Genomic DNA, 21870 nt, shown 5'->3' on the forward strand with positions numbered 1-21870 from the left:
GTTACGGCTCGCGTGACTCCGGACCGGCCGATCCGGCGGGCCCCTTCGGCTCCTCCGGTCCCGCCGAGCCCTCTGATCCCGCCGAGCCCTCCGGCCCCTGGCCGTCGACCAGTTCCTCCGGAGGGGGCGGGGGTACGGCGGGGCTCAACCGCAGCCAGACCAGGAAGGCGATGCCGAGCGCCAGCATGCCCAGGCCGGTCCACAGGTTGATGTTGATGTCCTGGGCCTTCTCCAGGTCCGCCTCGGAGGCGGTGATCCCGGCGAAGGTGACGATCACGCCGTAGACCACGAAGAGTCCGCCGATGATGCGGCGTACGTCGAAGAGCCGCGCCGCGGTGTTGGACTGCCGCTCCAGTTCCTCGACCTGCTGGATGTGGGCGGCCGTACTGCCGCCGTCGGACGACTGCCCGGAGGGGTCCTGCGGGGTGTTTCGCTTGTCGCTCATGAGGGTTCAGCCCTTCGGCTCAGAAGGAGAAGGGGACATAGCAGAGGGCGGCGAGGATGATGGCACCCCAGCCGAGCAGCGCGGGCCTCCGGTACCAGGCGTCGTCCCCGTCGGAGGGCGCCTCCTCCATGCCGGGCGAGACAGTGCCGTAGACCAGGCCGGCCAGCTGTTCCACCGGTTTCGGCTTGGTGACCATGGTGACCACGACCATGACCGCGGCGCCGACCACGAAGGCGACGATGGAGGAGACGAAGTTCGCGCCCTGGTCGGTGGGGATCTCGATGACGCCCTGCTTGTAGAACCAGAAGTAGTTGACCATGGCGGCCACCGTGCCGGTCAACAGCCCCCAGAAGCCGGCGGCGGGCGTGGTCTTCTTCCAGAACATGCCGATGATGAACACCACGAACAGCGGCACGTTGAAGAAGGAGAACAACGTCTGCAGGTAGTTCATGATGTTGCTGAAGGAGGCCGCGATGAAGGCCGTGCCCATGCCGATGAGCACCCCGATGGCCGTGACCCAGCGGGCGATGCCGACGTAGTGCTCGTCCGGCTGGTCCTTCTTGAGGTACGCCGCCCAGATGTCGTTGGTGAAGACGGTGTTGAAGGAGGAGATGTTCGCCGCCATGCCGGCCATGAAGGCGGCCAGCAGTCCGGTGACGGCGAGTCCGAGCACGCCGTTCGGCAGCAGGTCGCGCATCAGCACGGGGATGGCGTCGTTGTACTGCAGGCCCTCCTCGGTGGTGCCGATGGTGGGCTCCATGACCAGCGCGATCAGGCCGGGAATGACCACGACCATCGGGATCAGGATCTTCGGGAAGGCGGCGATGAGCGGGGTGCGCTTGGCCGCGGAGAGGTTCTTCGCGGACAGCGCGCGCTGCACCTCGGCGAAGTTGGTGGTCCAGTAGCCGAAGCTCATCACGAAGCCCAGACCCAGCACGATGGTCAGCCAGTTGGCGCCGAGCGGGTTGTCCGAGCCGATGCCCGTACCCTCCCAGGCGGTCATGAACGCGCCGCCCTTCTCTCCGCTGAGGGTGTCCGACAGGCCGTCCCAGCCGCCGACCCGCTTCAGTCCGACCACGGTCAGCGGGATCAGCGCGGCGAGGATGACGAAGAACTGCAGCACCTCGTTGTAGATGGCGGAGGACAGGCCACCCAGGGTGATGTACGCCAGCACGAAGAAGCCGGCGATGACGATCGCCACCCACTGGTCCCAGCCGAGCAGCGCCTCCAACACGATCGCCATGGCGTAGAGGTTCACGCCCGCGATGAGGACCGCGGAGACCGCGAAGATGATCGAGCTGAGCAGGTGGGAGGAGGGGCCGAAGCGGTGCAGCAGGAACTCCGGTACGGACCGCACCTTCGAGCCGTAGTAGAAGGGCATCATGACCAGGCCGAGGAAGACCATGGCCGGGATGGCGCCGACCCAGTACCAGTGCACCGTGTAGACGCCGTACTGCGCGCCGTTGGCGGCCATGCCGAGGATCTCGGTGGCGCCCAGGTTGGCGGCGACGAAGGCGAGTCCGGTGATCCAGGCGGGCAGGGAGCGACCGGAGAGGAAGAAGTCGAGGCTCGTCTTCACGCTGCGGCGGGCGGCGAAGCCGATACCGAGGACGACGATGAAGTAGATGATCAGAAGTGAGTAATCGAGTGCGTTGGTGGGGAGCCGAAGCTCGTTGGCGAGATAGGGCATATGTCGCTCGCTTCGCTAGCGGGAGGATCGTGCAGAAGCTACTCGTCACCCGTCAACTTCTGAAGGGTGTTGTTGTTATTTTTGTTTAGTCGTGATGAGAACTGCTGGTGCGGCGTGCACTTTGTCCCTTTATGCGCCTAGGGCTAGTGCGTGATCATGTCGTGCCGAGGCTTGAGGTTGACCTGACTGTTTGCTCGTGATTCATTATGTGTGTTTATGTTTGAATGAGCGGGGGAAGGTGCGTGGGGAAGTCCGTGAAGAAGACCTCGAGACAGCTCGCCGACGGCCGGGAGATCGTGTATTTCGACCTCCGCGGGGACACCCCTCGCGAGGCCGTCGACCAGCGTCCGCTCGAGGCCACCGTGACCGCCTCGCGGATCCGGTACGACCCGCTGCGAGCCGAGTGGGTCGCGGTGACCGCGCACCGCCAGGGACGTACGTACCACCCGCCGGCCGACGAGTGCCCGTTGTGCCCCTCCCGGGGCGGTCGCCACAGCGAGATCCCGGAGTCCGACTACGACGTGGCGGTGTTCGAGAACCGCTTCCCGTCCTTCGCCGGTGACCCCGGCCCGCCACGGGCCGAGGGGGCGTACGGCCTCTTCGCGCAGCGGCCCGGTGCCGGCCGCTGCGAGGTGGTGTGCTTCACCTCGGACCACGACTCCTCGTTCGCCGACCTCAGTGAACAGCAGGCCCGGCTCGTCCTGGACGCCTGGACCGACCGCACCGCCGAACTCTCCCGACTGCCGGGGGTGCGTCAGGTGTTCTGCTTCGAGAACCGCGGCGCGGAGATCGGCGTCACCCTGGGCCACCCGCACGGCCAGATCTACGCCTACCCCTTCACCACCCCGCGCACCGAGCGGATGCTGGCCGCGTTGGCCGCGCACCGTGAGCGCACCGGCCGCAACCTCTTCGAGGACGTCGTCGAGGCCGAAGTCACCGCCGGGGAGCGGGTGGTGCTCTCCGGCGAACACTGGGTCGCCTTCGTCCCACACGCCGCGCACTGGCCGTACGAGGTGCACCTCCACCCCCGGAGACGGGTAGCGGACCTGACGGAGCTGACCGAGGCGGAGCGTGCGGAGTTCCCCCGGATCTATCTCGAGCTGCTGCGCCGCTTCGACCGGCTCTTCGGCCCGGACGAGCCGCCCACGCCGTACATCGCGGCCTGGCACCAGGCGCCCGCCGGGGTGGTGGAGCGCGCGGAGTTCGCGCTTCACCTCGAGGTTTTCACCATCCGACGCACTTCCGGCAAGCTGAAGTTCCTGGCGGGTTCCGAGTCCGGCATGAACGTGTTCATCAACGACGTGCCGCCGGAAACCGCGGCCCAGCGACTGCGAGAGGTAGCGAGCGAGTGACAGCGACAGCGCCGGGGAAGCCCCCCGCGACCCCCCGGACGTACCTGGTGACCGGCGGCGCGGGATACGTCGGAAGCGTGGTCGCGGCACACCTGCTGGAGGCCGGGCACCGGGTCACCGTGCTCGACGACCTGTCCACCGGCTTCCGTACGTCGGTCCCGGCCGGCGCCGACTTCGTCGAGGGCCGGGTGCAGGACGCCGCCCGCTGGCTCGATCCGGCGTACGACGCGGTGCTGCACTTCGCCGCCTGCTCGCAGGTCGGCGAGTCGGTGGCCGACCCCGACAAGTACTGGCGGAACAACCTCGGCGGCACCATCGAACTGCTCGCGGCGATGCGGGACTCCGGAGTGCGCCGACTGGTCTTCTCCTCCACCGCGGCGACGTACGGCGAGCCGGTCAGCGAGCTGGTCACGGAGACCGACCCGACCGCGCCCACCAGCCCGTACGGCGCGTCGAAACTCGCCGTCGACCACATGATCACCGGCGAGTGTCGGGCGCACGGTCTCGCCGCCGTCTCCCTGCGCTACTTCAACGTCGCCGGCGCGCACTTCTCGCCCGGGGCCGGCGCGGCGTACGGCGAGCGGCACGACCCCGAGTCGCACCTCATCCCGATCGTGCTGCAGGTCGCCCAGGGCCAGCGCGAGGCGGTGTCGGTCTTCGGCGAGGACTACCCGACCGCGGACGGCACGTGCGTACGCGACTACATCCATGTCGCCGACCTGGCCGACGCGCACCTGCTGGCGCTGGAGGCGGCGGTTCCCGGCGAGCACCTGATCTGCAACCTGGGCAACGGCAACGGCTTCTCGGTACGCCAGGTCATCGAGACAGTCCGCGAGGTGACCGGGCACCCGGTCCCGGAGGTCATCGCCGAACGCCGTGACGGTGACCCGGCGGTGCTGGTCGCCTCCGCCGAGCGGGCCCGGGAACGGCTCGGCTGGGTGCCGCGCCGGCCGGAACTGTCCGCGATCGTCGAGGACGCCTGGTCCTTCGCCCAGCGGGCCAGGGACCAGCGGGCCACCGACCGGTCGGGGGCGACACGATGAGCTTCCAGGAGGTGTACGGAGCGGCCCCGGAAGGTGTCTGGGCGGCCCCCGGCCGGGTCAACCTGATCGGCGAACACACCGACTACAACGACGGGTTCGTGCTCCCCTTCGCGCTGCCACACGCCACCCGGGTGCACGCCGCCCGCCGGGACGACGGACTGTTGCGGCTGTACTCCGCGGACACGCCGGACGGCGTCGTGACACTCAGCCTGGACACCCTGAAGCCGGGTGACACCGACGGCTGGGCGGCGTACCCGGCGGGGGTCGCCTGGGCGCTGCGGGCGGCGGAACTGCCGGTGGGCGGCGCCGACCTGTACGTCGAGTCGACGGTGCCGACCGGTGCCGGGCTGTCCTCCTCGGCGGCGCTGGAGGTCGCCACCGCGCTCGCGTTGAACGACCTGTACGGCCTGGACCTGCCCCGGGACCGGCTGGCCCGGTTGTGTCAGCGGGCGGAGAACGACTTCGTCGGCATGCCCTGCGGGATCATGGACCAGATGGCGTCAGCGTGCGGCACCGAGGGGCACGCGTTGTATCTGGACACTCGTGACATGACGAGCCGTCAGGTCCCTTTCGACCTGGAGACAGAGGGGCTGCGGCTGCTGGTCGTGGACACCCGGGTACGGCACGAGCTGGCCGACGGTGAGTACGCCAAGCGCCGTGCCGGCTGCGAGGAGGGCGCCCGGCGGCTTGGCGTCCCGGCCCTGCGGGATGTGCCGTACGCACAACTCGCCGGCGCGCTGGAGCGACTGGAGAAGCCGGGGGCCGGGGTTGACGCTGGGCCCGCGGCCGCGGTGCGCGCTGAACCGGACACGGCGGCGGCCCAGCGCGGCGATACCGCGGGTCCCGATCCCGCCGTACGCGACCTGGTGCGGCACGTCGTCACGGAGAACCAGCGGGTGGCGGAGACCATCCGGCTGCTGGAGCACGGCCGGCCCCGAGCGGCGGGCCCGCTGCTGAACGCCGGACACGCCTCACTGCGCGACGATTTCCGGATCTCCTGCCGGGAGTTGGACCTGGTGGTGGACACCGCGACCGCCGCCGGGGCCCTGGGCGCGCGGATGACCGGCGGCGGCTTCGGCGGCTCCGCGATCGTGTTGCTGGAGGTGGCACACGCGGAGCGGGTCACCGAGGCGGTCCGGCTCGCCTTCGAACGTGCCGGACACCGCGAGCCGCGGGTCTTCACGGCGCTGCCCGGTCCGGGCGCCCGGCGCGAGTGAGCCCGGGCGGGCTTCCGCGGGCGCCGTACGGCGCGGGCTCGGTGCGTGGTGGCTGGAGCGGTACGGGAGCTGGGGCGGCACGGCGTCCCAGCTCCCGTACACACGCCTCAGGACAGCGACTTGACCAGCAGGTGGTCGGTCAACCCCGGCGGGTAGTCCTCGATCACCCCGACGACCGCGTAGCCCAACTTCCGGTAGAAGTTCGGTGCTTGGAAGTCCCAGGTCTCCACCCGTGAGTGACCGCAGCCCAGTTCGCTGGCCCGCTGCTCGGCGCCGTTGACCAGGCGGGAGCCGAGGCCGCCGCCACGGTGTGGCGCGTCCACCCAGAGCAGGTCGATGTGCAGCCAGCTTCCCCAGGCGTATCCGACCAGGCCACCGACCAGCGCGTGGCCCTCGTCGAAGGCGTAGAGCTGCACGGGTCTCTCCGCACCCGTGTGGGTGTCGCGCAGCGCGCGCATGACGGGGGAGAGGCGATTGTTGGTCTCCTCCAGGCGGCGCTCGACCAACTGGCGCCGGTGCTGGTCGGCCGTGGTCTCGATACGGAACACGCCAGCCAGGGTAGTGCCGTCCCGTGGACGGGCGTGGGCCACGAGTTTCGCGAATTCCGCGCTGCCCGTGCGGCCCGGACCTATGCTGAATCTACTCGCCGCACCGCTTCGATGGCTGAACGGTCGCCGATCGACTCAGGTCGACCCGACGGCACGCAGCCCACCCGGTCGGCTCGCCGGCGCCGCTCGTACGCGGGACGTGCGCCGGCCGGCACCAGGGGCCGGCGCACCGCCGAGGTGCCGGGCGCCCCGGGCGCCGAGACCCGGCGCGGCAAGTGGCCCTGTCCAATCGCTCGTTCGTCCCGCAGAGGTGGCTCATGCCAGGCATACGGCTGCTGGTGGTCGATGACCACCGGATATTCGCCGAGTCGCTGGCCGCCGCGCTGTCCGCGGAGAAGGGTGCGGAGGCGTCGGTCGCGGGGAGCGCGCCGGCAGCCGTACGCAGTCTGGCGCGTGCTGCTGCCGAGGGGCGGGGATTCGACGTGCTACTCGTGGACGCCCATCTGCCGCCGGCGCTCGACGACGCGGGGATGCCGGCCGCCGAGGCGCAGGCCGCTCCGGCGGTCTCCGAGGAAAACGATTCAGCCGGCGGCACGGCCCTCCTCAGCCGGGCGCGTGCGGACCATCCGGGGCTCCGTGCCGTGGTGCTCGCCGACCGGGACGATCCCGTGCAGGCCGCCGCGGCGCTCCGGGCGGGAGCGAACGGCTGGGTGGCCAAGGACTGCTCGCTGAGCAGCCTGCTCCAGATCATCCGGGGCGTGCTGCGGGACGAGACCCATGTGCCGGCGGCGTTGCTGACCGGCGTGGTACGGGTGTTGACCGCGGACCGTCGGCACCGTGCGGAGAGCGACCGGCTGCTCGACGCGCTCACCCCGCGCGAACACGAGGTGTTGCGCTGCATGATCGCCGGCCTGGGGCGCAGGGCGGTGGCCGAACGGCTCGGCCTCTCGCCGCACACGGTCCGTACGCACATGCAGAACGTGCTCGGCAAGCTCGAGGTGCACTCCACGCTGGCGGCGGTCGCGCTGGCCCGTCGCGCGGGCATGGGACCGGCCCCGGCGTCGCCGGGGCCCTCGGGAGCTGAGCGCTCGGCGGCGGGTGGTCAGCAGACGGAGTCGCCGCCGGAGTAGCGCGGCCGGACGCTCTCAGTCCGGGATGTTGTCGAACGGCGCGGTCAGCTCCCGTAGCAGTCCGGCCAGTTCACGGCACTGGTCGGGTGAGAGCTGGGCGAGGATGGCGCGCTCCTGGGCCAGCAGCCCCGCGAGCGTACTGTCGCCGAGGTCCCGTCCCGCGGCGGTGAGCCGGACGAGCACGCCGCGCCGGTCACTGGGGTCCGGCAGCCGTTCGACGAGCCCCTTCTTGGCCAGCCGGTCGATACGGTTGGTCATGGTGCCGGAGGTGACCAGGGTCTGGGTGAGCAGCCGTCCGGGCGAGAGCTGGTACGGGTCGCCCGCCCGGCGCAGCGCCGTCAGTACGTCGAACTCCCAGGGCTCCAGACCGTGTTCGGCGAAGGCGAGGCGACGTGCCCGGTCCAGGTGGCGGGCGAGCCTGCTGACCCGGCTGAGGACCTCCAGCGGCTCCACGTCGAGGTCCGGGCGCTCACGGCGCCAGGCTGCCACCAGTCGGTCGACCTCGTCATCCATGGGGCCCAGTGTAGTAGTTGTGTCGACGTGAAGTCTCTTGACATCGAGACAGTATGTGGTGAGGTTGCGCCCATGGCTGATTTCACTGGTCCCGCTGGTCCTACTGGCCCCATTCGTCCCGCTGGTCCCGCTGGTCCCGCCTCCGGCCCGGCCCACTGGAACCCGGCACAGTACGCCCGTTACGCCACGCACCGCGCCCGCCCCTTCCACGAACTGCTCGCCAGGGTGCCGCCGCTCCCCGGCGCCCCGCCCCGCGTCGCCGACCTCGGCTGCGGTGCCGGTGGACCGAGCGCGCAGCTCCTACGGCGCTGGCCGGACGCGCACGTCACGGGCTACGACAGTTCCCCGAGCATGCTCAGCGAGGCCGTCCGCGACCACGCGGGACCGACGGAGGCCGGCGGCTCGCTGGACTTCGTGCGGGCCGACCTCGCGGACTGGCCTGGACCGCGTCGGGAGACCTTCGACCTGATCATCTCCAACGCCGCCCTGCACTGGCTGCCCGGCCACACGGTGCGGTTCGCCGACTGGCTGGACGCGCTGCCCGCCGGCGGCGTCCTCGCCTTCCAGGTGCCCGGTAACTTCACCGCGCCCAGCCACACCATCCTCGCCGAGTTGCGCGACGCGCCACGCTGGCGGGACCGGCTGGGCACGCCGGCGCGGAACACCGTATGGGAACCCGGCGAGTATCTCGCCGAGTTGGCACGGCTGGGCTGCGACGTCGACGCCTGGGAGACCACCTACCAGCAGGTGCTGCCCGGCGAGGACGCCGTGCTGGAGTGGGTCCGGGGCACCACCCTGCGCCCGGTGCTGACGCTGCTCGCGGACGAGCCCGAGGCGCGCGCCGCCTTTCTGGAGGAGTACGCCGCGCGGCTGCGCGAGGCCTACCCGCGACGCGCGTACGGCACGGTGTATCCGTTCCGCCGGATCTTCGTGGTGGCCGTACGGCGGTGAGGGGCGCCGTGGGTCATCGGGCAGGCGCGTGCTCAGCCGCGGGGCTGGCGGTGCTGGCCGTGCCGGGCGGGCCGGGCGGCGCGTAGGACCTCCGCGACGTCCAACGTGACCTCGGCGCCGATCGATTCGGGCAGCGTGACGTGTTCGCCGGGGGCGTGGACACGGTGGGTGTCGTACTCGTTCGCCACGGGGTCGGTGAGCACGTGCAGCCGCTCGTGCTTGCGGTCCACGATCACGTACACCGGGACCTTGGCGATGGCGTAGGCGACGACCTTGTGCCGCAGGTCGTTGGCGTAGTTGCTGGAGGTGACCTCGAGCACCAGGCGGAAGACCGCGGGGTCGTAGCAGTTGAACTCTATGTGGTGCTCGTCGATGTCCGCGTCGACGAGGGCCAGGTCCGGCACGGTGAAGTCCTCGCGCCCGTCCGGCAGCCAGAGGCCCACGGCCTGTAGGACCCGCGATTCTTCGCCGTGCAGACCCGCTGCCACGAACGGCAACGTCAGGTCGGTCAGAGACCGCGCGTGGGCGGCATCCGGGGGTGGGGTCACGGTGAGGATGCCTCCGATGATCTCGACTCGGTGGCCGGGGAGGCGGTCCATGAGGTCGTCCGCGGTCTCGAGCAGGCTCTTGGGTGCCTCCTCGAGCCGCTGCTCGTCCGGGTACGAGTGCTCGACAGGTAGTGCCGACATGCGTGCCTCCTTGGCCAGGTGCCGAGGTCATCATCGTAGGCCGGTCAGCCGCGCGCGGTCCCGCGTGGACGCGTTCACCCGAAGGGGTGGCCGCCCGGTCGGTGCGCGGTGCGCGGTGCGCGGTGCGTGCCGCTGACGCGCCCAGCGTCTACGAGCGCCGGTGCCCGACCAGGCGCGGCTTCTGCTCCAGCCCGTCCAGGCCGTGCCAGGCGAGGTTCACCAGGTGCGCGGCCACCTCGGCCTTCTTCGGCTTGCGTACGTTGAGCCACCACTGGCCGGTCAGCGCCACCATCCCGACCAGCGCCTGCGCGTAGAGCGGGGAGAGCTTCGGGTCGAAGCCGCGGTTCTTGAACTCCCGGCCCAGGATGTCCTCGACCTGGGTGGCGATATCGCTGATCAACGAGGCGAAGGTACCGGTCTGCTGGGTGACGGGGGAATCCCGCACCAGGATGCGGAAGCCGTCGGTGTACTGCTCGATGTAGTCGAGCAGCGCGAAGGCGGCCTCCTCCAGCAGCTCGCGCGGGTGACCGCCGGTGAGCGCGCCGGTCACCATGTCGAGCAGCCGCCGCATCTCGCGGTCCACCACCACGGCGTACAGCCCCTCCTTGCCACCGAAGTGCTCGTAGACCACCGGCTTGGAGACGCCGGCCTTGGCCGCTATCTCCTCCACCGAGGTGGCCTCGAAGCCCCGCTCCGCGAAGAGCGTGCGGCCGATGTCCAACAACTGCTCTCTGCGCTCCTTGCCGGTCATACGGCGGCGGGCCCGGCGGGAGCCCGTCGGGGACTTGTCCTTGTGGTGCGTGGCGTCTGCGTCGTCGGTCGGCACAGACACCATCATGCCGCTTCGGCCGCCGCCCGCTTACGTCGGGCAGCGATACGGTCACGCTTGGGCCAGCGCACGTTGTACGCCCAGCCGGCCTTCTCGAACCAGCGGATCACCCGCGCGCTGGAGTCCACCTGTCCGCGCTCCACCCCGTGCCGGGCGCAGGTCGGGTCGGCGTGGTGCAGGTTGTGCCAGGACTCGCCGCAGGAGAGGACGGCCAGCCACCAGACGTTCCCGGAGCGGTCCCGGGACAGGAAGGGGCGCTTGCCGGTGGCGTGGCAGATGGAGTTGATGGACCAGGTGACGTGGTGCAGCAGCGCCACCCGTACGAGCGAGCCCCAGAAGAAGGCCGTCAACGCGCCCTGCCAGGAGAGCGTGACCAGTCCACCGATCAGCGGGGGCAGCAGCAGCGAGATCGCCGTCCACAGGACGAACTGCCGGGAGATGCGGCGGATCGCCGGGTCCTTGATCAGGTCCGGGGCGTACTTCTGCTGGGAGGTCTGCTCCTGGTCGAACATCCAGCCCAGGTGGGCCCACCACAGTCCCTTGAGCAGCGCCGGCAGCGTGTCGCCGTACCGCCAGGGGGAGTGCGGGTCGCCTTCGGCGTCCGAGAACTTGTGGTGCTTACGGTGGTCGGCGACCCAGCGCACCAGCGGGCCCTCCACGGCCAGCGAACCCATGACGGCCAGCGCGATGCGCAGCGGCCGCTTGGCGCGGAAGGCGCCGTGGGTGAAGTACCGGTGGAAGCCGATGGTGATGCCGTGGCAGCCGATGTAGTACATCCCGACCAGGAGCCCCAGGTCCAGCCAGCTCATGCCCCAGCCCCAGGCCAGCGGCACGGCCGCGAGCAGCGCCAGGAAGGGGACGATGATGAACACCACCAGCGCGATCTGTTCGACCGAACCGCGCCGTTCGCCACCGAGGGTGGCGGACGAGGTCGCGGCTTCCTCCGACCCGCCTCGGGTGCCGTTCGGATCGGGGAGCACGTGAGGGCTCGCGGTCATCGCAGACTCCTTGCAACGGGCGGAGCGGGGGATTGTCGCGGTGAGGAACGAGATGAACACGCACCGCGTTCACAGGTTACGCCTACGGAACCGTAACCTACGCCTTCGTAAGTATCGCAACGTGGCGAGCGGAGGCAATCGGACCGGTGGGCCGTTTCGCGTGACCATCACCTGGACACCGGCCACGGGCGCGCGGCCGGCCGCCTATCCTTGATCCGTCGGACAGCGCCGTTCGTGATCTGCACCGAGCCCCCCGGAAGCCACCAGCCGCAAGGAGCCGCATCCGTGAGCAGCGCCGACAGCGAGACCGAACATCCCCGTGAGCCGGAGCACTCGGTCCTACGCGCCGACATCCGGCGCCTTGGCGACCTCCTCGGCGAGACGCTCGTACGCCAGGAGGGCACCGAACTCCTCGAACTGGTCGAGCGGGTACGCGCCCTGACCCGCAGCGACGGGGAGGCCGCGGCCAGCCTCCTCGCTCGTACGGACCTGGAGACGGCGACCCGGCTGGTGCGTGCCTTCTCCACGTACTTCCACCTCGCCAACGTCACCGAGCAGGTGCACCGGGGCCGGGAGCTGCGGGCCCGCCGGGCCGCCGAGGGCGGCGTGCTCTCGCGTACGGCCGACATGCTCAAGGACGCCGACCCGCGGCACCTGGCGCAGACGGCCGCGAACCTCGGGGTGCGGCCGGTGTTCACCGCGCATCCGACGGAGGCCGCACGCCGCTCGGTGCTCACCAAGCTCCGCAGGATCGCCGAGCTGCTGGAGCCCGCCGCCGGGACCGACCGACGACGGTCGGACCTGCGGCTCGCGGAGACCGTCGACCTGATCTGGCAGACCGACGAGCTGCGGGTGGTACGCCCCGAGCCGGCCGACGAGGCACGGAACGCCGTCTACTACCTGGACGAACTGCACCGCGACGCCGTCGGCGACGTGCTCGAGGACCTGGCGGCCGAACTCGACCGAGCCGGGGCGCCGTTGCCCGCCGGCACCCGCCCGCTCACGTTCGGCACCTGGATCGGCGGCGACCGGGACGGCAACCCGAACGTCACGCCGGAGGTCACCTGGGAGGTGCTGCTCCTCCAACACGAGCACGGCATCACCGACGCGCTCGAGCACATCGACGAGCTGCGCGGCGCCCTGTCCAACTCCATCCGCAACTCCGGTGCCACCCGGGAGCTCCTCGACTCGCTCGACGAGGACCTGCGTCAACTCCCCGAGATCAGCCCGCGCTACAAGCGACTCAACGCCGAGGAGCCGTACCGCCTCAAGGCCACCTGTGTACGGCAGAAGCTGCTGAACACCCGGGACCGGCTGGCCGCCGACGCCCCACACGTGCCCGGCCGCGACTACCTCGGCAGCGTCGAACTCATCGAGGACGTCACGCTGTTGCAGACCTCCCTGCGCGAGCACCGCGGCGGCCTGATCGCCGACGGCCGGCTGGAGCGGGTGCTGCGTACGCTGGCTGCGTTCGGGCTCCAGCTGGCCACCCTGGACGTACGCGAACACGCCGACGCCCATCACCACGCCCTCGGCCAGCTCTTCGACCGGCTCGGCGAGGAGTCCTGGCGGTACCTCGACATGCCGCGCGACTACCGACGGAAGCTGCTCGCCAAGGAGCTGCGCTCGCGTCGCCCGCTCGCGCCCTCCCCGGCGCCGCTGGACGAGGCGGGCGCCCGTACGCTCGGCGTTTTCCAGACGGTCCGGCGGGCGCTCGACACCTTCGGGCCCGAGGTCATCGAGTCGTACGTCATCTCCATGTGCCAGGGCGCCGACGATGTCTTCTCCGTGGCGGTGCTGGCGCGCGAGGCCGGCCTGGTCGACCTGCACGCCGGCTGGGCGCGGGTCGGCGTCGTGCCGCTGCTGGAGACCACCGAGGAGCTGCGGATCGCGGACGAGCTGCTGGACGACATGCTCTCCGACCCCTCCTACCGGCGGCTGGTGGCCCTGCGCGGTGATCTCCAGGAGGTCATGCTCGGCTACTCCGACTCCTCGAAGTTCGGCGGCATCACGACCTCCCAGTGGGAGATCCACCGGGCCCAGCGGCGGCTGCGGGACGTCGCCCACCGGCACGGCGTACGGCTGCGGCTCTTCCACGGGCGCGGCGGTACGGTCGGCCGTGGCGGAGGCCCGACGCACGCCGCGATCCTCGCCCAGCCCTGGGGCACGCTGGAGGGCGAGATCAAGCTGACCGAGCAGGGCGAGGTCATCTCGGACAAGTACCTCGTGCCGGCGCTCGCCCGGGAGAACCTCGAACTCACCGTCGCCGCCACGCTGCGGGCCTCCGCGCTGCACACCGCGCCGCGCCAGTCGGACGAGGCGCTGGCCCGCTGGGACGCCGCCATGGACACGGTCTCGGACGCGGCACACGCGGCGTACCGGCGCTTCGTCGAGGAGCCGGACCTGCCGGCGTACTTCTTCGCCTCCACGCCGGTCGACCAGCTGGCCGACCTGCACCTGGGCTCCCGGCCCTCCCGCCGCCCGGACAGCGACGCGGGACTTGACGGGCTGCGGGCCATCCCGTGGGTGTTCGGCTGGACGCAGTCCCGGCAGATCGTGCCTGGCTGGTACGGCGTGGGCTCCGGCCTGCGCGCGGCACGCGAGGCCGGCCTGGACGGGGTGCTGGACGAGGCGTACGAGCACTGGCACTTCTTCCAGAACTTCCTCTCCAACGTCGAGATGACGCTGGCCAAGACCGACCTGCGGATCGCCCAGCACTACGTCGACACGCTGGTGCCGAGCGAGCTGCGACACGTCTTCGACACCATTCGGGCCGAACACGAGCTGACCGTACGGGAAGTGCTCCGCGTCACCGGCGAGCGGAACCTGCTGGACGCCAACCCGGTGCTGCGGCAGACCTTCCAGATCCGTGACGCCTATCTCGATCCGCTGTCGTACCTCCAGGTCACCCTGCTACAGCGGCAGCGTGCGGCGGCCGAGCGTGGCGAGGAGACGGACCGGATGCTCAGCCGCGCCCTGCTGCTGACGGTCAACGGGGTGGCGGCGGGGCTGCGGAACACCGGCTGACACGGGGGTGGTTGACGGGCGCGCCCGGGGGCTCAGCGGTCGGCGGGCCCGCGGCGCCGCAGCGTCAGGTAGGTGCCGGCGCCCAGCAGCAGGGCCGCGGCGGTGGCCAGCGCGCCCGCCGAGACGTCCGCGCCGCTGTGGGCCAGGTCGTCACCGCCGGGCGCGGGTTGGGGGCTGTCGGACGCGGTGTCGTCGTACGCGGCCGTCGCGTCGCCGCCGGGCGTATCGGGCCTGTCGGAGCGGGGGTTGGTCGGGCGCGGGGCCTCGGTGCCGGAGACGGCGCCCGGCTGGCTCGCCGGCGGGTCGGGCCGTACGCTCGGCGTGCTCCCGGGTGTGGTGGCGGCCTCGGTCTCCGCCCGCGTCGGCGCGGCGGTACGGTCGCCCGGCTCGGTGTCGCCACAGGCGACCGTGAAGTCGCCCGCGCCGCGCGACTTCCGCTCGCCGTCCAGCCGCCAGCCGAGCGTGTACGCGCCGTCCGCCAGCGAGAGCGGGTCAGTGCGGGCGCTGCCCCGATGGCTCACGGTGAGGGTGCCGGTTTCCGCGATCGTCCCGTCCTCGCCGTCCGCCGGCCGCTGCGCGATGTGCCAGCTGATCCGCCGGGAGCCGTCGAAGTCACGGGCGGCCAGCGAGAAGGTGCACACCTTCGGGGCGCCGTCCCGTACGGCCTCGCCGGTGTCCTCGTCCCGGATCTCCAGGACGCTTCCGCGGTCTGATGGCGCGTGTGCGTGAGCGTGTGCCTCGGTGACGGAGGTGCTTGGCAGCAGAGTCGATACGGCGGCAGCGGCCACCACGGACGCCAGGGGGAGGGCGCGCATGTTCCTGCCAACTTCTGGTACGGACGGGGGAGTCCAACGCAAACGGGTCGCACACAGCTTCAACGGGTCGTGAGCTGCCGGTCAAGCGGGCAATGTCGGATACGCCCGGATGGGTCAGTGTTGCCGTGCTCGCGGATGGTAACGATGCCATGACAGCCGAGGATCGGTACGCGCCCATCAGCCCCGGCCGCCTCATCAGCCCCGCCAGCCCCAGCGGCCACCTGACCCTCAGAGCAGCAGGAACGCCGTCAGCATCCCCCCGGCCCCCAACAGCCCCATGCCCCAGGCCGTTCGGCGCATCCGCAGACCGCCAGCCACGATCAGCGAGGCGAGCAGCAGCGCCCCGGCGAGCGGCACCCAGGCGTACGACACACCGGCGACCCCGGTGCGTACGGCCTCCGTGGCGGACTCGGGCAGCGTCACCGGGACGGTCTCACCCGGGCCCTTCGACACCAGGCTGTCCAGCGTGACCCCGGTGCGGCGCTCGGCGCCCGTGGCGGACGGGGCGTACGACCCGCGGCACTCGTCGTCGCCGCACTTCTCAACGGTGAGCGTGCCGCGTTCCGCGGCGGGCGCGAACATCGCCGGCTCCGCCGTGCTCCAGGAGGTCCACACGCCGGCCACCAGCAACAGCCCGGCGAGCAGCGCCATCAGGACGGTCTTCGCGAGCAGGAGAACGCCGTACGCGCTCTCCCCGGCGCGCCGCACAACGCCACGGCGCTTCGTGGAGGCGGTCCAGGACATGGCGGTGATACTTCGGTATCCCGGGCGCCCGGTCAACCTCAGACTGCCCGTTTGGTCCGTTACCGCACCGAACGGGTTCTCGCGAATCTCTTCACGGCCTTCCGCGGATCTTCACGTCCCACGGCCTGCCGGGAGTTGACGGAGGACCCAATCCGGGCCCGAGGCTCAGGAGTTGTAGGCGCTCTGGGCCCGCTCCAGGCCCTCCCGGATCAGCGCTTCGACAGCGTCGGCGGCGCGGTCCGTGAAGTAGTCCAACTCCTTGCGCTCCGTCGTGCTGAAGTCCTTCAGGACGTAGTCGGCGACGCCCATCCGCCCCGGCGGCCGCCCGACCCCGAAGCGCAGTCGGTGGTAGTCCCGACCCAGCGTGGCCGTGAGCGACCGGAGGCCGTTGTGCCCGTTGTCGCCGCCGCCCTTCTTCAGCCGCAGCACGCCGTAGTCGATGTCGAGTTCGTCGTGCACGGCGACGATCCGTTCCACCGGCAGCCGGTAGAAGTCCCGCAGCGCGCCGATGGGTCCGCCGACCAGGTTCATGTACGACATCGGCTTGGCCACGATGATCCGTGGCCCGGACGTGCCGGGCGGCCCGACGCGCCCCTCCAGCACCTGGGCGCGCGCCCGGTGCGTACGAAACGAGCCGCCGATCCGCTCGGCCAGCAGGTCCGCGACCACGAAGCCGACGTTGTGCCGGTTGCGGGCGTACTTCGGTCCGGGGTTGCCGAGCCCGGCGACCAGCCACGGCGTCTCGGCCGTACGGTCCTTGGGGCTCACGTCGCTGGACATCTGGGCCTCCGGCGGCAGCTGGCGTGTCCTCACGCGGTACGCGACAGCCGCCCCACCTGCTGCGGGGCGGCGATCGAGGGTCTCGGAACGCGGGACTCCTCCCGCCAGTGCCGCGTCAGTCAGGGTTTGCCCGTCAAGGAGCGGCGTCCGGTGCTGTACCACGCAAGGCAGCCGGAAGTCCGCGTAGGGGAGTACTTGGGCTTCCGGACAACGCAGCGAGGTGCTGTGCCGGGCGTCGCGACGGGGCGGACCTTGGCTGACGCGGCGCTAGGTGCTACTCGGCGCCTTCGGCCGACTCCTCGGTGCTCTCCTCCGCCGGCTCCTCGGCCTGCGCGGCCAGCACCTGGATGACGATCTCCTCCTCATCCGTGTCCAGCGTGGTGTTGGCCGGCAGCTTGATGTCCTTGGCCTGCACGGAGTCGCCCGCGGTCAGGCCCTCGACGGAGACGGTGAGCGACTCGGGAATGTGGGTCGCCTCGGCCTGCACCGGCAGCGCGGTCATGCCGTGCTCCAGGATGTGCTGGCCGGGCGCGAGCTCGCCCTCGACGTGGATCGGCACCTCCACGCTGACCTTCTCGCCCTTCTTCACGGTGAGGAGGTCGATGTGGACGAGGAACTGCCGGATCGCCTCGCGCTGGACGGCCTTCGGGATGACCAGCTCCTTCTTGCCCTCGACGTCCAGGTTGATCAGGACGTTCGGGGTCTTGAGCGCCATCATCATGTCGTAGCTCGGCAGCTCGACGTGCACCGGGTCGGCGCCGTGTCCGTAGATCACGGCGGGCACCTTCTCCTGGGCGCGCAGTCGGCGGGCGGCGCCCTTGCCGAACTCGCTGCGGATCTTGGCGGAGAGGTTGACGTCAGCCATGGTGCGCTCCTCGTATCTCAGCTGGTGGTCGATCGGACGGTCACCCGGCACACGACAGACCTTGCTGCGAAGAGCGCGCGTCGATTACGGATGAGCGGTGCGCACGAGGCGTGCGCACGGCTTCCCTCGCCGAGCAACACCGGGAGTGTACTGGGCGAGGGAGGCCGTGCGGAAATCGATCACGGAGGAGACGAGAGAGCGGGCCCTGGGGTGCAGAAACGATCCGCCAAGCTGTACGCGGCGTGTCTCCGCACCGTTTGTGGCACCGGACCTCCCGGATAACCGCTCGCGGCGGCCGGCGAAACCGTACGGGATCAGGACTGTTCGTCGAACAGGCTGGTCACCGAGCCGTCCTCGAAGACCTCCCGGACCGCGCGGGCGATCGTCGGGGCCATCGAGAGCACCGTGATCTTCCCCAGCTCCAACTCGCCCGGGGTGGGCAGGGTGTTGGTGAAGACGAACTCGCTGACCTTGGAGTCCCGCAGCCGTTCCGCGGCCGGTCCGGAGAGGATGCCGTGCGTCGCGGTCACGATCACGTCCTCGGCGCCGTGCGCGTACAGCGCGTCGGCCGCGGCGCAGATCGTGCCCCCGGTGTCGATCATGTCGTCGACCAGGACGCAGACCCGGCCGGCGACGTCACCCACCACCTCGTGCACCGTGACCTGGTTGGCCACGTCCTTGTCCCGCCGCTTGTGCACGATCGCCAGCGGCGCCCCGAGCCGGTCACACCAACGGTCGGCGACCCGTACCCGCCCGGCGTCCGGTGAGACCACCGTGAGCTTGTCCCGGTCCACCTTCCCGCCGACGTAGTCCGCCAGCAGCGGCAGCGCCGACAGGTGGTCGACGGGGCCGTCGAAGAAGCCCTGGATCTGGTCGGTGTGCAGATCGACCGTGAGGATGCGGTCGGCCCCGGCGGTACGCAGCAGGTCGGCGAGCAGCCGGGCGGAGATCGGCTCCCGGCCGCGGTGCTTCTTGTCCTGACGGGCGTATCCGTACGACGGCACGATCACGGTGATGCTGCGAGCCGAGGCCCGTTTCAACGCGTCGATCATGATCAGCTGTTCCATGATCCATTTGTTGATCGGGGTCGTGTGGCTCTGGATCAAAAAAGAGTCGGCGCCACGCGCCGACTCCTGAAAGCGTACGTAGATCTCGCCGTTGGCGAAGTCGAATGCCTTGGTCGGGACCACGCCGATGCCCAGCTGTTGCGCGACCTCCTCGGCAAGCTCGGGGTGGGCGCGGCCGGAGAAGAGCATCAGCTTCTTCTCGCCGGTCGTCTTGATCCCGGTCACAGCACATTCTCCTTGCGTTCCGCTTCGCGTCGGTGGGGTGCTCCCTCACCGTAAACCCCGGCTCGACCCGCTGCTCACCGGTACGCCCTGCTCAGCTCTCCGCGGTCGGCTCCTCCGGAGCGGAATCCGGGGCGGTCTCGCGCTGTTCGGCGGCGGCCCGCGCGGCGGCGCTGCCGGGCCGTTTACGCGCCACCCAGCCCGCGATATTGCGCTGTTGGCCACGCGCGACGGCCAGCGAACCGGCGGGCACGTCCTTGGTGATCACCGAACCGGCGGCGGTGTAGGCGCCGTCCCCGATCGTGACGGGAGCCACAAACATGTTGTCCGCTCCGGTGCGGCAGTGCGAGCCGATGGTGGTGCGGTGCTTGTTGACGCCGTCGTAGTTCACGAACACGCTCGCGGCACCGATGTTGCTCTCCGCGCCGATCTCCGCGTCGCCCACGTAGGAGAGGTGCGGGACCTTCGTGCCGTCCCCGATGACCGCGTTCTTCGCCTCCACGAAGCTTCCCGCCCGCACCCGGTCACCGAGCCGCGTACCGGGCCGAAGATACGTGTACGGGCCGATCGAGGCGCCGGCCCCGATCCGTACGCCGTCGACGACCGCGTTGTTCACCGTGGCGTCCGCGCCCACGACCGTGTCGGTCAGCCGGGAGTTCGGGCCGATCTCGGCGCCCGCGCCCACGTGGGTCTCGCCCAGCAACTGGGTGCCCGGGTGCACCAGCGCGTCGGGCTCGCAGGACACCGTCACGTCCAACCAGGTGGTGGCCGGGTCGACGACGGTCACGCCCGCCAGCATCGCCTGCTCCAGCAGCCGGTCGTTCAGCAGCCGCCGCGCCTGGGCCAGTTGCACCCGGTTGTTGATGCCCACGATCTCGCGGTGGTCGCCCGCGACCGCGGCTCCGACCCGGTGGCCGTCCTCCCGGACGATGCCGAGCACGTCGGTCAGGTACTCCTCGCCCTGGCTGTTGTCCGTACGGAGCCGGCCGAGCGCCGAGGTCAACAGCGCGCCGTCGAAGGCGAACACCCCGGAGTTGATCTCACGGACGGCGCGCTCCACCTCGGTGGCGTCCTTGTGCTCGACGATCGCGGTCACGGCGCCGGTGGCGTCGTCCCGTACGACCCGGCCGTAGCCGGTCGCGTCCGGCACCTCGGCGGTGAGCACGGTGACGGCGTTCTCCTCGGCCTCGTGCGCGTCGACCAGCGCCCGCAGCGTCCCGCCGGTCAGCAGCGGCGTGTCACCACAGGTCACCACGACCGTGCCGGACACCGGCGAGCCCTCCGCGGCCAGCGCGTCGAGGGCGGTGCGTACGGCGTGCCCGGTGCCGTTCTGCTCGTGCTGCACCACGCTGCGTACGCCCTCGTCCAGCTCCGCCAGGTGCGCACTGACCTGCTCCCGCGCGTGTCCGACGACCACGGCCAACCGCCGGGGATCGAGCGAGCGGGAGGAGTCGACGACGTGACCCAGGAGTGTGCGGCCACAGATCTCGTGCAGGACCTTGGGTGTCGCGGACTTCATGCGGGTGCCCTCACCCGCGGCGAGAACGACGACAGCTGCCGGGCGGTTGGCGCTCACGGTGTGCCCTTCGGCTTCGGGTGGGATGACAACCGAAGGATACCGGCGGGACGGCAGCACGCAGCGGCGGGTGGGTGTGGCTCCCCCGCCAGGACTCGAACCTGGAATGGACGGACCAAAACCGTCAGTGTTGCCAATTACACCACAGGGGATCGACGGTGAGCCGGATGGTCCTACCAGGACCGCCCGGCCGGCGCACTCCACTATGCCGTACGGGAGGCGCTCACCGCGACGATATAGGCGAGCCCGCGACGAGCGCACCTCGCCCCCTCAGATGCCCCTTATGGGCTCGGTTCGCCTCCGGGTACGAGCGCCCGGAGGCGAACCGAGCGCGTGAGAGCACAGCCCGTAGGGTGGTTGGTATGACCGAGACGGGGGAACGTGCTCGCGCCCAGGATCATGCCGCGGGCGGACGGGAGCCGGACCTCGCCGGACCGTGGTGGTGGCTGCGAACACGCAGCTTCGTGCTCGACGTGACGCTGGCAGTGCTCTCCGGGGCCGAGTGTGCCTTCAGGTCCGTCTCGTTCGCGCACGAGACGGGCATGCCCGTACCCCTCGCGGTGGCTCTGGGCGCGTTGGTCGGTCTCGTGCTGGTGCTGCGCCGGCGCTGGCCGATCGTCGTGGTGCTGCTCTCCATCGCGATCCTTCCGACGGAGATGGGCTACCTGCTGAGCATCGTCGGTCTGTACACCCTCGCCGCCTCGGACGTGCCCCGCCGCATCACCAGCCTGCTGACCGGCATGCAGATACTGGGCACGCTCGTCATCACCTTCGTGCGGCTCCAGGAGGGCATCGGGCAGGCTCCCGACTTCGACCCGCAGTGGTGGTTCCTCCCGCTGATCACCGTGCTGATGTCGGTGGGGCTGACCGTGCCTCCGGTGCTGACCGGGCTGTACGTCGGTGCCCGCCGGCGTTGGGTGGAGAGCATCCGGGACCGGGCCGACGGCCTGGAGCGGGAGCTGTCGTTGCTCGCCGACCGGGCGGAGGAGCGCGCCGAGTGGGCGCGTAACGAGGAACGCACCCGGATCGCCCGCGAGATGCACGACGTCGTGGCGCACCGGGTGAGCCTGATGGTGGTGCACGCGGCGGCGTTGCAGACGGTGGCGTTGAAGGACCCGGAGAAGGCCGCGAAGAACGCCGCTCTGGTGGGCGACATGGGCCGGCACGCGTTGACCGAACTGCGCACCATGCTCGGGGTGCTGCGTACGGCCGAGCCCGGTACGGAGTCCGCGGACGGGGGCACCGCCTCCTCTGCCCAGACGCCGGGCGGCGATCGGGCCGGGGGGTCCTCGGCCACTGGGGCCGGGACGACGGCGCCGGCGGACTCGGGGGCCAGCGCGGACACGGCCGTGGAGCCGGCCGCTGGCTC

19 protein-coding genes, 1 tRNA gene and 1 pseudogene are annotated in these 21870 nt (G+C 70.8%); 7 read left to right on the forward strand and 14 right to left on the reverse strand.

All coding sequences use genetic code 11. The features are described 5' to 3' along the window. Positions 1-103: 103 nt before the first annotated feature. Both AN216_RS03550 and AN216_RS03555 read right to left on the reverse strand, forming a co-directional pair. Positions 104-445 (reverse strand): annotated as a pseudogene (locus AN216_RS03550) (hypothetical protein); the annotation flags it as partial. Between the two features lie 19 nt (positions 446-464). Then, the gene (locus AN216_RS03555) at positions 465-2135 is read right to left on the reverse strand and encodes a sodium:solute symporter family protein (protein WP_070195112.1); all 1671 of its coding nucleotides are present in this window, start codon (positions 2133-2135) and stop codon (positions 465-467) included. Positions 2136-2389: 254 nt separating this feature from the next. Between AN216_RS03555 and galT the strand changes: the two genes are divergently transcribed. The 3 genes from galT to galK are packed head-to-tail and all read left to right on the forward strand — an operon-like array spanning position 2390 to position 5747. Continuing rightward, the gene (galT, locus tag AN216_RS03560) at positions 2390-3487 is read left to right on the forward strand and encodes a galactose-1-phosphate uridylyltransferase (protein WP_070195126.1); all 1098 of its coding nucleotides are present in this window, start codon (positions 2390-2392) and stop codon (positions 3485-3487) included. Then, positions 3484-4530: a UDP-glucose 4-epimerase GalE gene (galE, locus tag AN216_RS03565; RefSeq protein WP_070195113.1), complete on the forward strand. Its 1047-nt coding sequence runs from the start codon at positions 3484-3486 to the stop codon at positions 4528-4530. Before galT ends, galE begins: the two co-directional genes overlap by 4 nt. Then, positions 4527-5747, forward strand: a complete 1221-nt coding sequence (galK, locus tag AN216_RS03570; RefSeq protein ID WP_070195114.1) for a galactokinase — start codon at positions 4527-4529, stop codon at positions 5745-5747. The genes galE and galK overlap by 4 nt, the downstream gene beginning before the upstream one ends. A 107-nt stretch (positions 5748-5854) precedes the next feature. Here galK and AN216_RS03575 read toward each other — a convergent pair whose 3' ends face one another. After that, entirely contained in the window at positions 5855-6295 is a 441-nt protein-coding gene (locus AN216_RS03575; protein WP_070195127.1) for a GNAT family N-acetyltransferase, read from the reverse strand. A 317-nt stretch (positions 6296-6612) separates the two neighbouring features. Between AN216_RS03575 and AN216_RS03580 the strand changes: the two genes are divergently transcribed. Further along, positions 6613-7425 (forward strand): helix-turn-helix transcriptional regulator, encoded by an 813-nt coding sequence (locus tag AN216_RS03580; protein WP_070195115.1) that lies wholly within the window; start codon positions 6613-6615, stop codon positions 7423-7425. A 15-nt stretch (positions 7426-7440) separates the two neighbouring features. On the opposite strand, the gene AN216_RS03585 is transcribed toward AN216_RS03580, so the two are convergent. After that, positions 7441-7938 (reverse strand): MarR family winged helix-turn-helix transcriptional regulator, encoded by a 498-nt coding sequence (locus tag AN216_RS03585; protein WP_070195116.1) that lies wholly within the window; start codon positions 7936-7938, stop codon positions 7441-7443. A gap of 72 nt (positions 7939-8010) precedes the next feature. On the opposite strand from AN216_RS03585, the gene AN216_RS03590 reads away from it, so the two are divergent. Then, positions 8011-8889 carry a methyltransferase domain-containing protein gene (locus AN216_RS03590; protein ID WP_079166215.1) on the forward strand — a complete coding sequence of 293 codons (879 nt, stop codon included), beginning with the start codon at positions 8011-8013 and terminating at the stop codon, positions 8887-8889. A gap of 32 nt (positions 8890-8921) precedes the next feature. On the opposite strand, the gene AN216_RS03595 is transcribed toward AN216_RS03590, so the two are convergent. From AN216_RS03595 to AN216_RS03605, 3 genes are all read right to left on the reverse strand, one after another. Beyond that, positions 8922-9578, reverse strand: a complete 657-nt coding sequence (locus tag AN216_RS03595; protein WP_070195117.1) for a Uma2 family endonuclease — start codon at positions 9576-9578, stop codon at positions 8922-8924. A 148-nt stretch (positions 9579-9726) separates the two neighbouring features. Continuing rightward, positions 9727-10413, reverse strand: coding sequence for a TetR/AcrR family transcriptional regulator (locus AN216_RS03600; RefSeq protein ID WP_070195129.1), 687 nt, complete (start codon positions 10411-10413; stop codon positions 9727-9729). Next, positions 10413-11405: an acyl-CoA desaturase gene (locus tag AN216_RS03605; protein WP_070195118.1), complete on the reverse strand. Its 993-nt coding sequence runs from the start codon at positions 11403-11405 to the stop codon at positions 10413-10415. The genes AN216_RS03600 and AN216_RS03605 overlap by 1 nt, the downstream gene beginning before the upstream one ends. Positions 11406-11690: 285 nt before the next feature. On the opposite strand from AN216_RS03605, the gene ppc reads away from it, so the two are divergent. Continuing rightward, positions 11691-14432, forward strand: a complete 2742-nt coding sequence (gene ppc, locus AN216_RS03610) for a phosphoenolpyruvate carboxylase (protein ID WP_070195119.1) — start codon at positions 11691-11693, stop codon at positions 14430-14432. 32 nt (positions 14433-14464) lie between these two features. Here ppc and AN216_RS03615 read toward each other — a convergent pair whose 3' ends face one another. From AN216_RS03615 to AN216_RS03645, 7 genes are all read right to left on the reverse strand, one after another. Then, positions 14465-15247 carry a hypothetical protein gene (locus tag AN216_RS03615; protein WP_070195120.1) on the reverse strand — a complete coding sequence of 261 codons (783 nt, stop codon included), beginning with the start codon at positions 15245-15247 and terminating at the stop codon, positions 14465-14467. A 228-nt stretch (positions 15248-15475) separates the two neighbouring features. Continuing rightward, complete coding sequence (locus AN216_RS03620) at positions 15476-15991, reverse strand: hypothetical protein (RefSeq protein ID WP_070195121.1); 516 nt, start codon at positions 15989-15991, stop codon at positions 15476-15478. Positions 15992-16156: 165 nt separating this feature from the next. Next, positions 16157-16771, reverse strand: a complete 615-nt coding sequence (gene pth, locus AN216_RS03625) for an aminoacyl-tRNA hydrolase (protein ID WP_070195122.1) — start codon at positions 16769-16771, stop codon at positions 16157-16159. A 274-nt stretch (positions 16772-17045) separates the two neighbouring features. After that, complete coding sequence (locus AN216_RS03630; RefSeq protein WP_070195130.1) at positions 17046-17636, reverse strand: 50S ribosomal protein L25/general stress protein Ctc; 591 nt, start codon at positions 17634-17636, stop codon at positions 17046-17048. 314 nt (positions 17637-17950) lie between these two features. Further along, complete coding sequence (locus AN216_RS03635; RefSeq protein ID WP_070195123.1) at positions 17951-18928, reverse strand: ribose-phosphate diphosphokinase; 978 nt, start codon at positions 18926-18928, stop codon at positions 17951-17953. A 91-nt stretch (positions 18929-19019) separates the two neighbouring features. Further along, positions 19020-20501, reverse strand: a complete 1482-nt coding sequence (gene glmU / locus AN216_RS03640) for a bifunctional UDP-N-acetylglucosamine diphosphorylase/glucosamine-1-phosphate N-acetyltransferase GlmU (RefSeq protein ID WP_070195124.1) — start codon at positions 20499-20501, stop codon at positions 19020-19022. 77 nt (positions 20502-20578) lie between these two features. Continuing rightward, a tRNA-Gln gene (locus AN216_RS03645) sits at positions 20579-20653 on the reverse strand. A gap of 210 nt (positions 20654-20863) precedes the next feature. On the opposite strand from AN216_RS03645, the gene AN216_RS03650 reads away from it, so the two are divergent. Beyond that, a partial coding sequence (locus tag AN216_RS03650) for a sensor histidine kinase (RefSeq protein WP_070195125.1) occupies positions 20864-21870 on the forward strand: 1007 nt, incomplete at its 3' end.

Source organism: Streptomyces oceani, from assembly GCF_001751245.1.
Lineage (GTDB): Bacteria > Actinomycetota > Actinomycetes > Streptomycetales > Streptomycetaceae > Streptomyces > Streptomyces oceani.

Bases quoted from the DNA above. Each gene is read 5' to 3' on its own strand.
- AN216_RS03590 (WP_079166215.1), top strand. From the start codon at position 8,011: ATGGCTGATTTCACTGGTCCCGCTGGTCCTACTGGCCCCATTCGTCCC.
- AN216_RS03580 (WP_070195115.1), top strand. From the start codon at position 6,613: ATGCCAGGCATACGGCTGCTGGTGGTCGATGACCACCGGATATTCGCC.
- AN216_RS03585 (WP_070195116.1), bottom strand. From the start codon at position 7,938: ATGGATGACGAGGTCGACCGACTGGTGGCAGCCTGGCGCCGTGAGCGC.
- AN216_RS03600 (WP_070195129.1), bottom strand. From the start codon at position 10,413: ATGGTGTCTGTGCCGACCGACGACGCAGACGCCACGCACCACAAGGAC.
- AN216_RS03605 (WP_070195118.1), bottom strand. From the start codon at position 11,405: ATGACCGCGAGCCCTCACGTGCTCCCCGATCCGAACGGCACCCGAGGC.
- galK (WP_070195114.1), top strand. From the start codon at position 4,527: ATGAGCTTCCAGGAGGTGTACGGAGCGGCCCCGGAAGGTGTCTGGGCG.
- pth (WP_070195122.1), bottom strand. From the start codon at position 16,771: ATGTCCAGCGACGTGAGCCCCAAGGACCGTACGGCCGAGACGCCGTGG.
- AN216_RS03620 (WP_070195121.1), bottom strand. From the start codon at position 15,991: ATGTCCTGGACCGCCTCCACGAAGCGCCGTGGCGTTGTGCGGCGCGCC.
- AN216_RS03555 (WP_070195112.1), bottom strand. From the start codon at position 2,135: ATGCCCTATCTCGCCAACGAGCTTCGGCTCCCCACCAACGCACTCGAT.
- AN216_RS03595 (WP_070195117.1), bottom strand. From the start codon at position 9,578: ATGTCGGCACTACCTGTCGAGCACTCGTACCCGGACGAGCAGCGGCTC.
- AN216_RS03630 (WP_070195130.1), bottom strand. From the start codon at position 17,636: ATGGCTGACGTCAACCTCTCCGCCAAGATCCGCAGCGAGTTCGGCAAG.
- AN216_RS03615 (WP_070195120.1), bottom strand. From the start codon at position 15,247: ATGCGCGCCCTCCCCCTGGCGTCCGTGGTGGCCGCTGCCGCCGTATCG.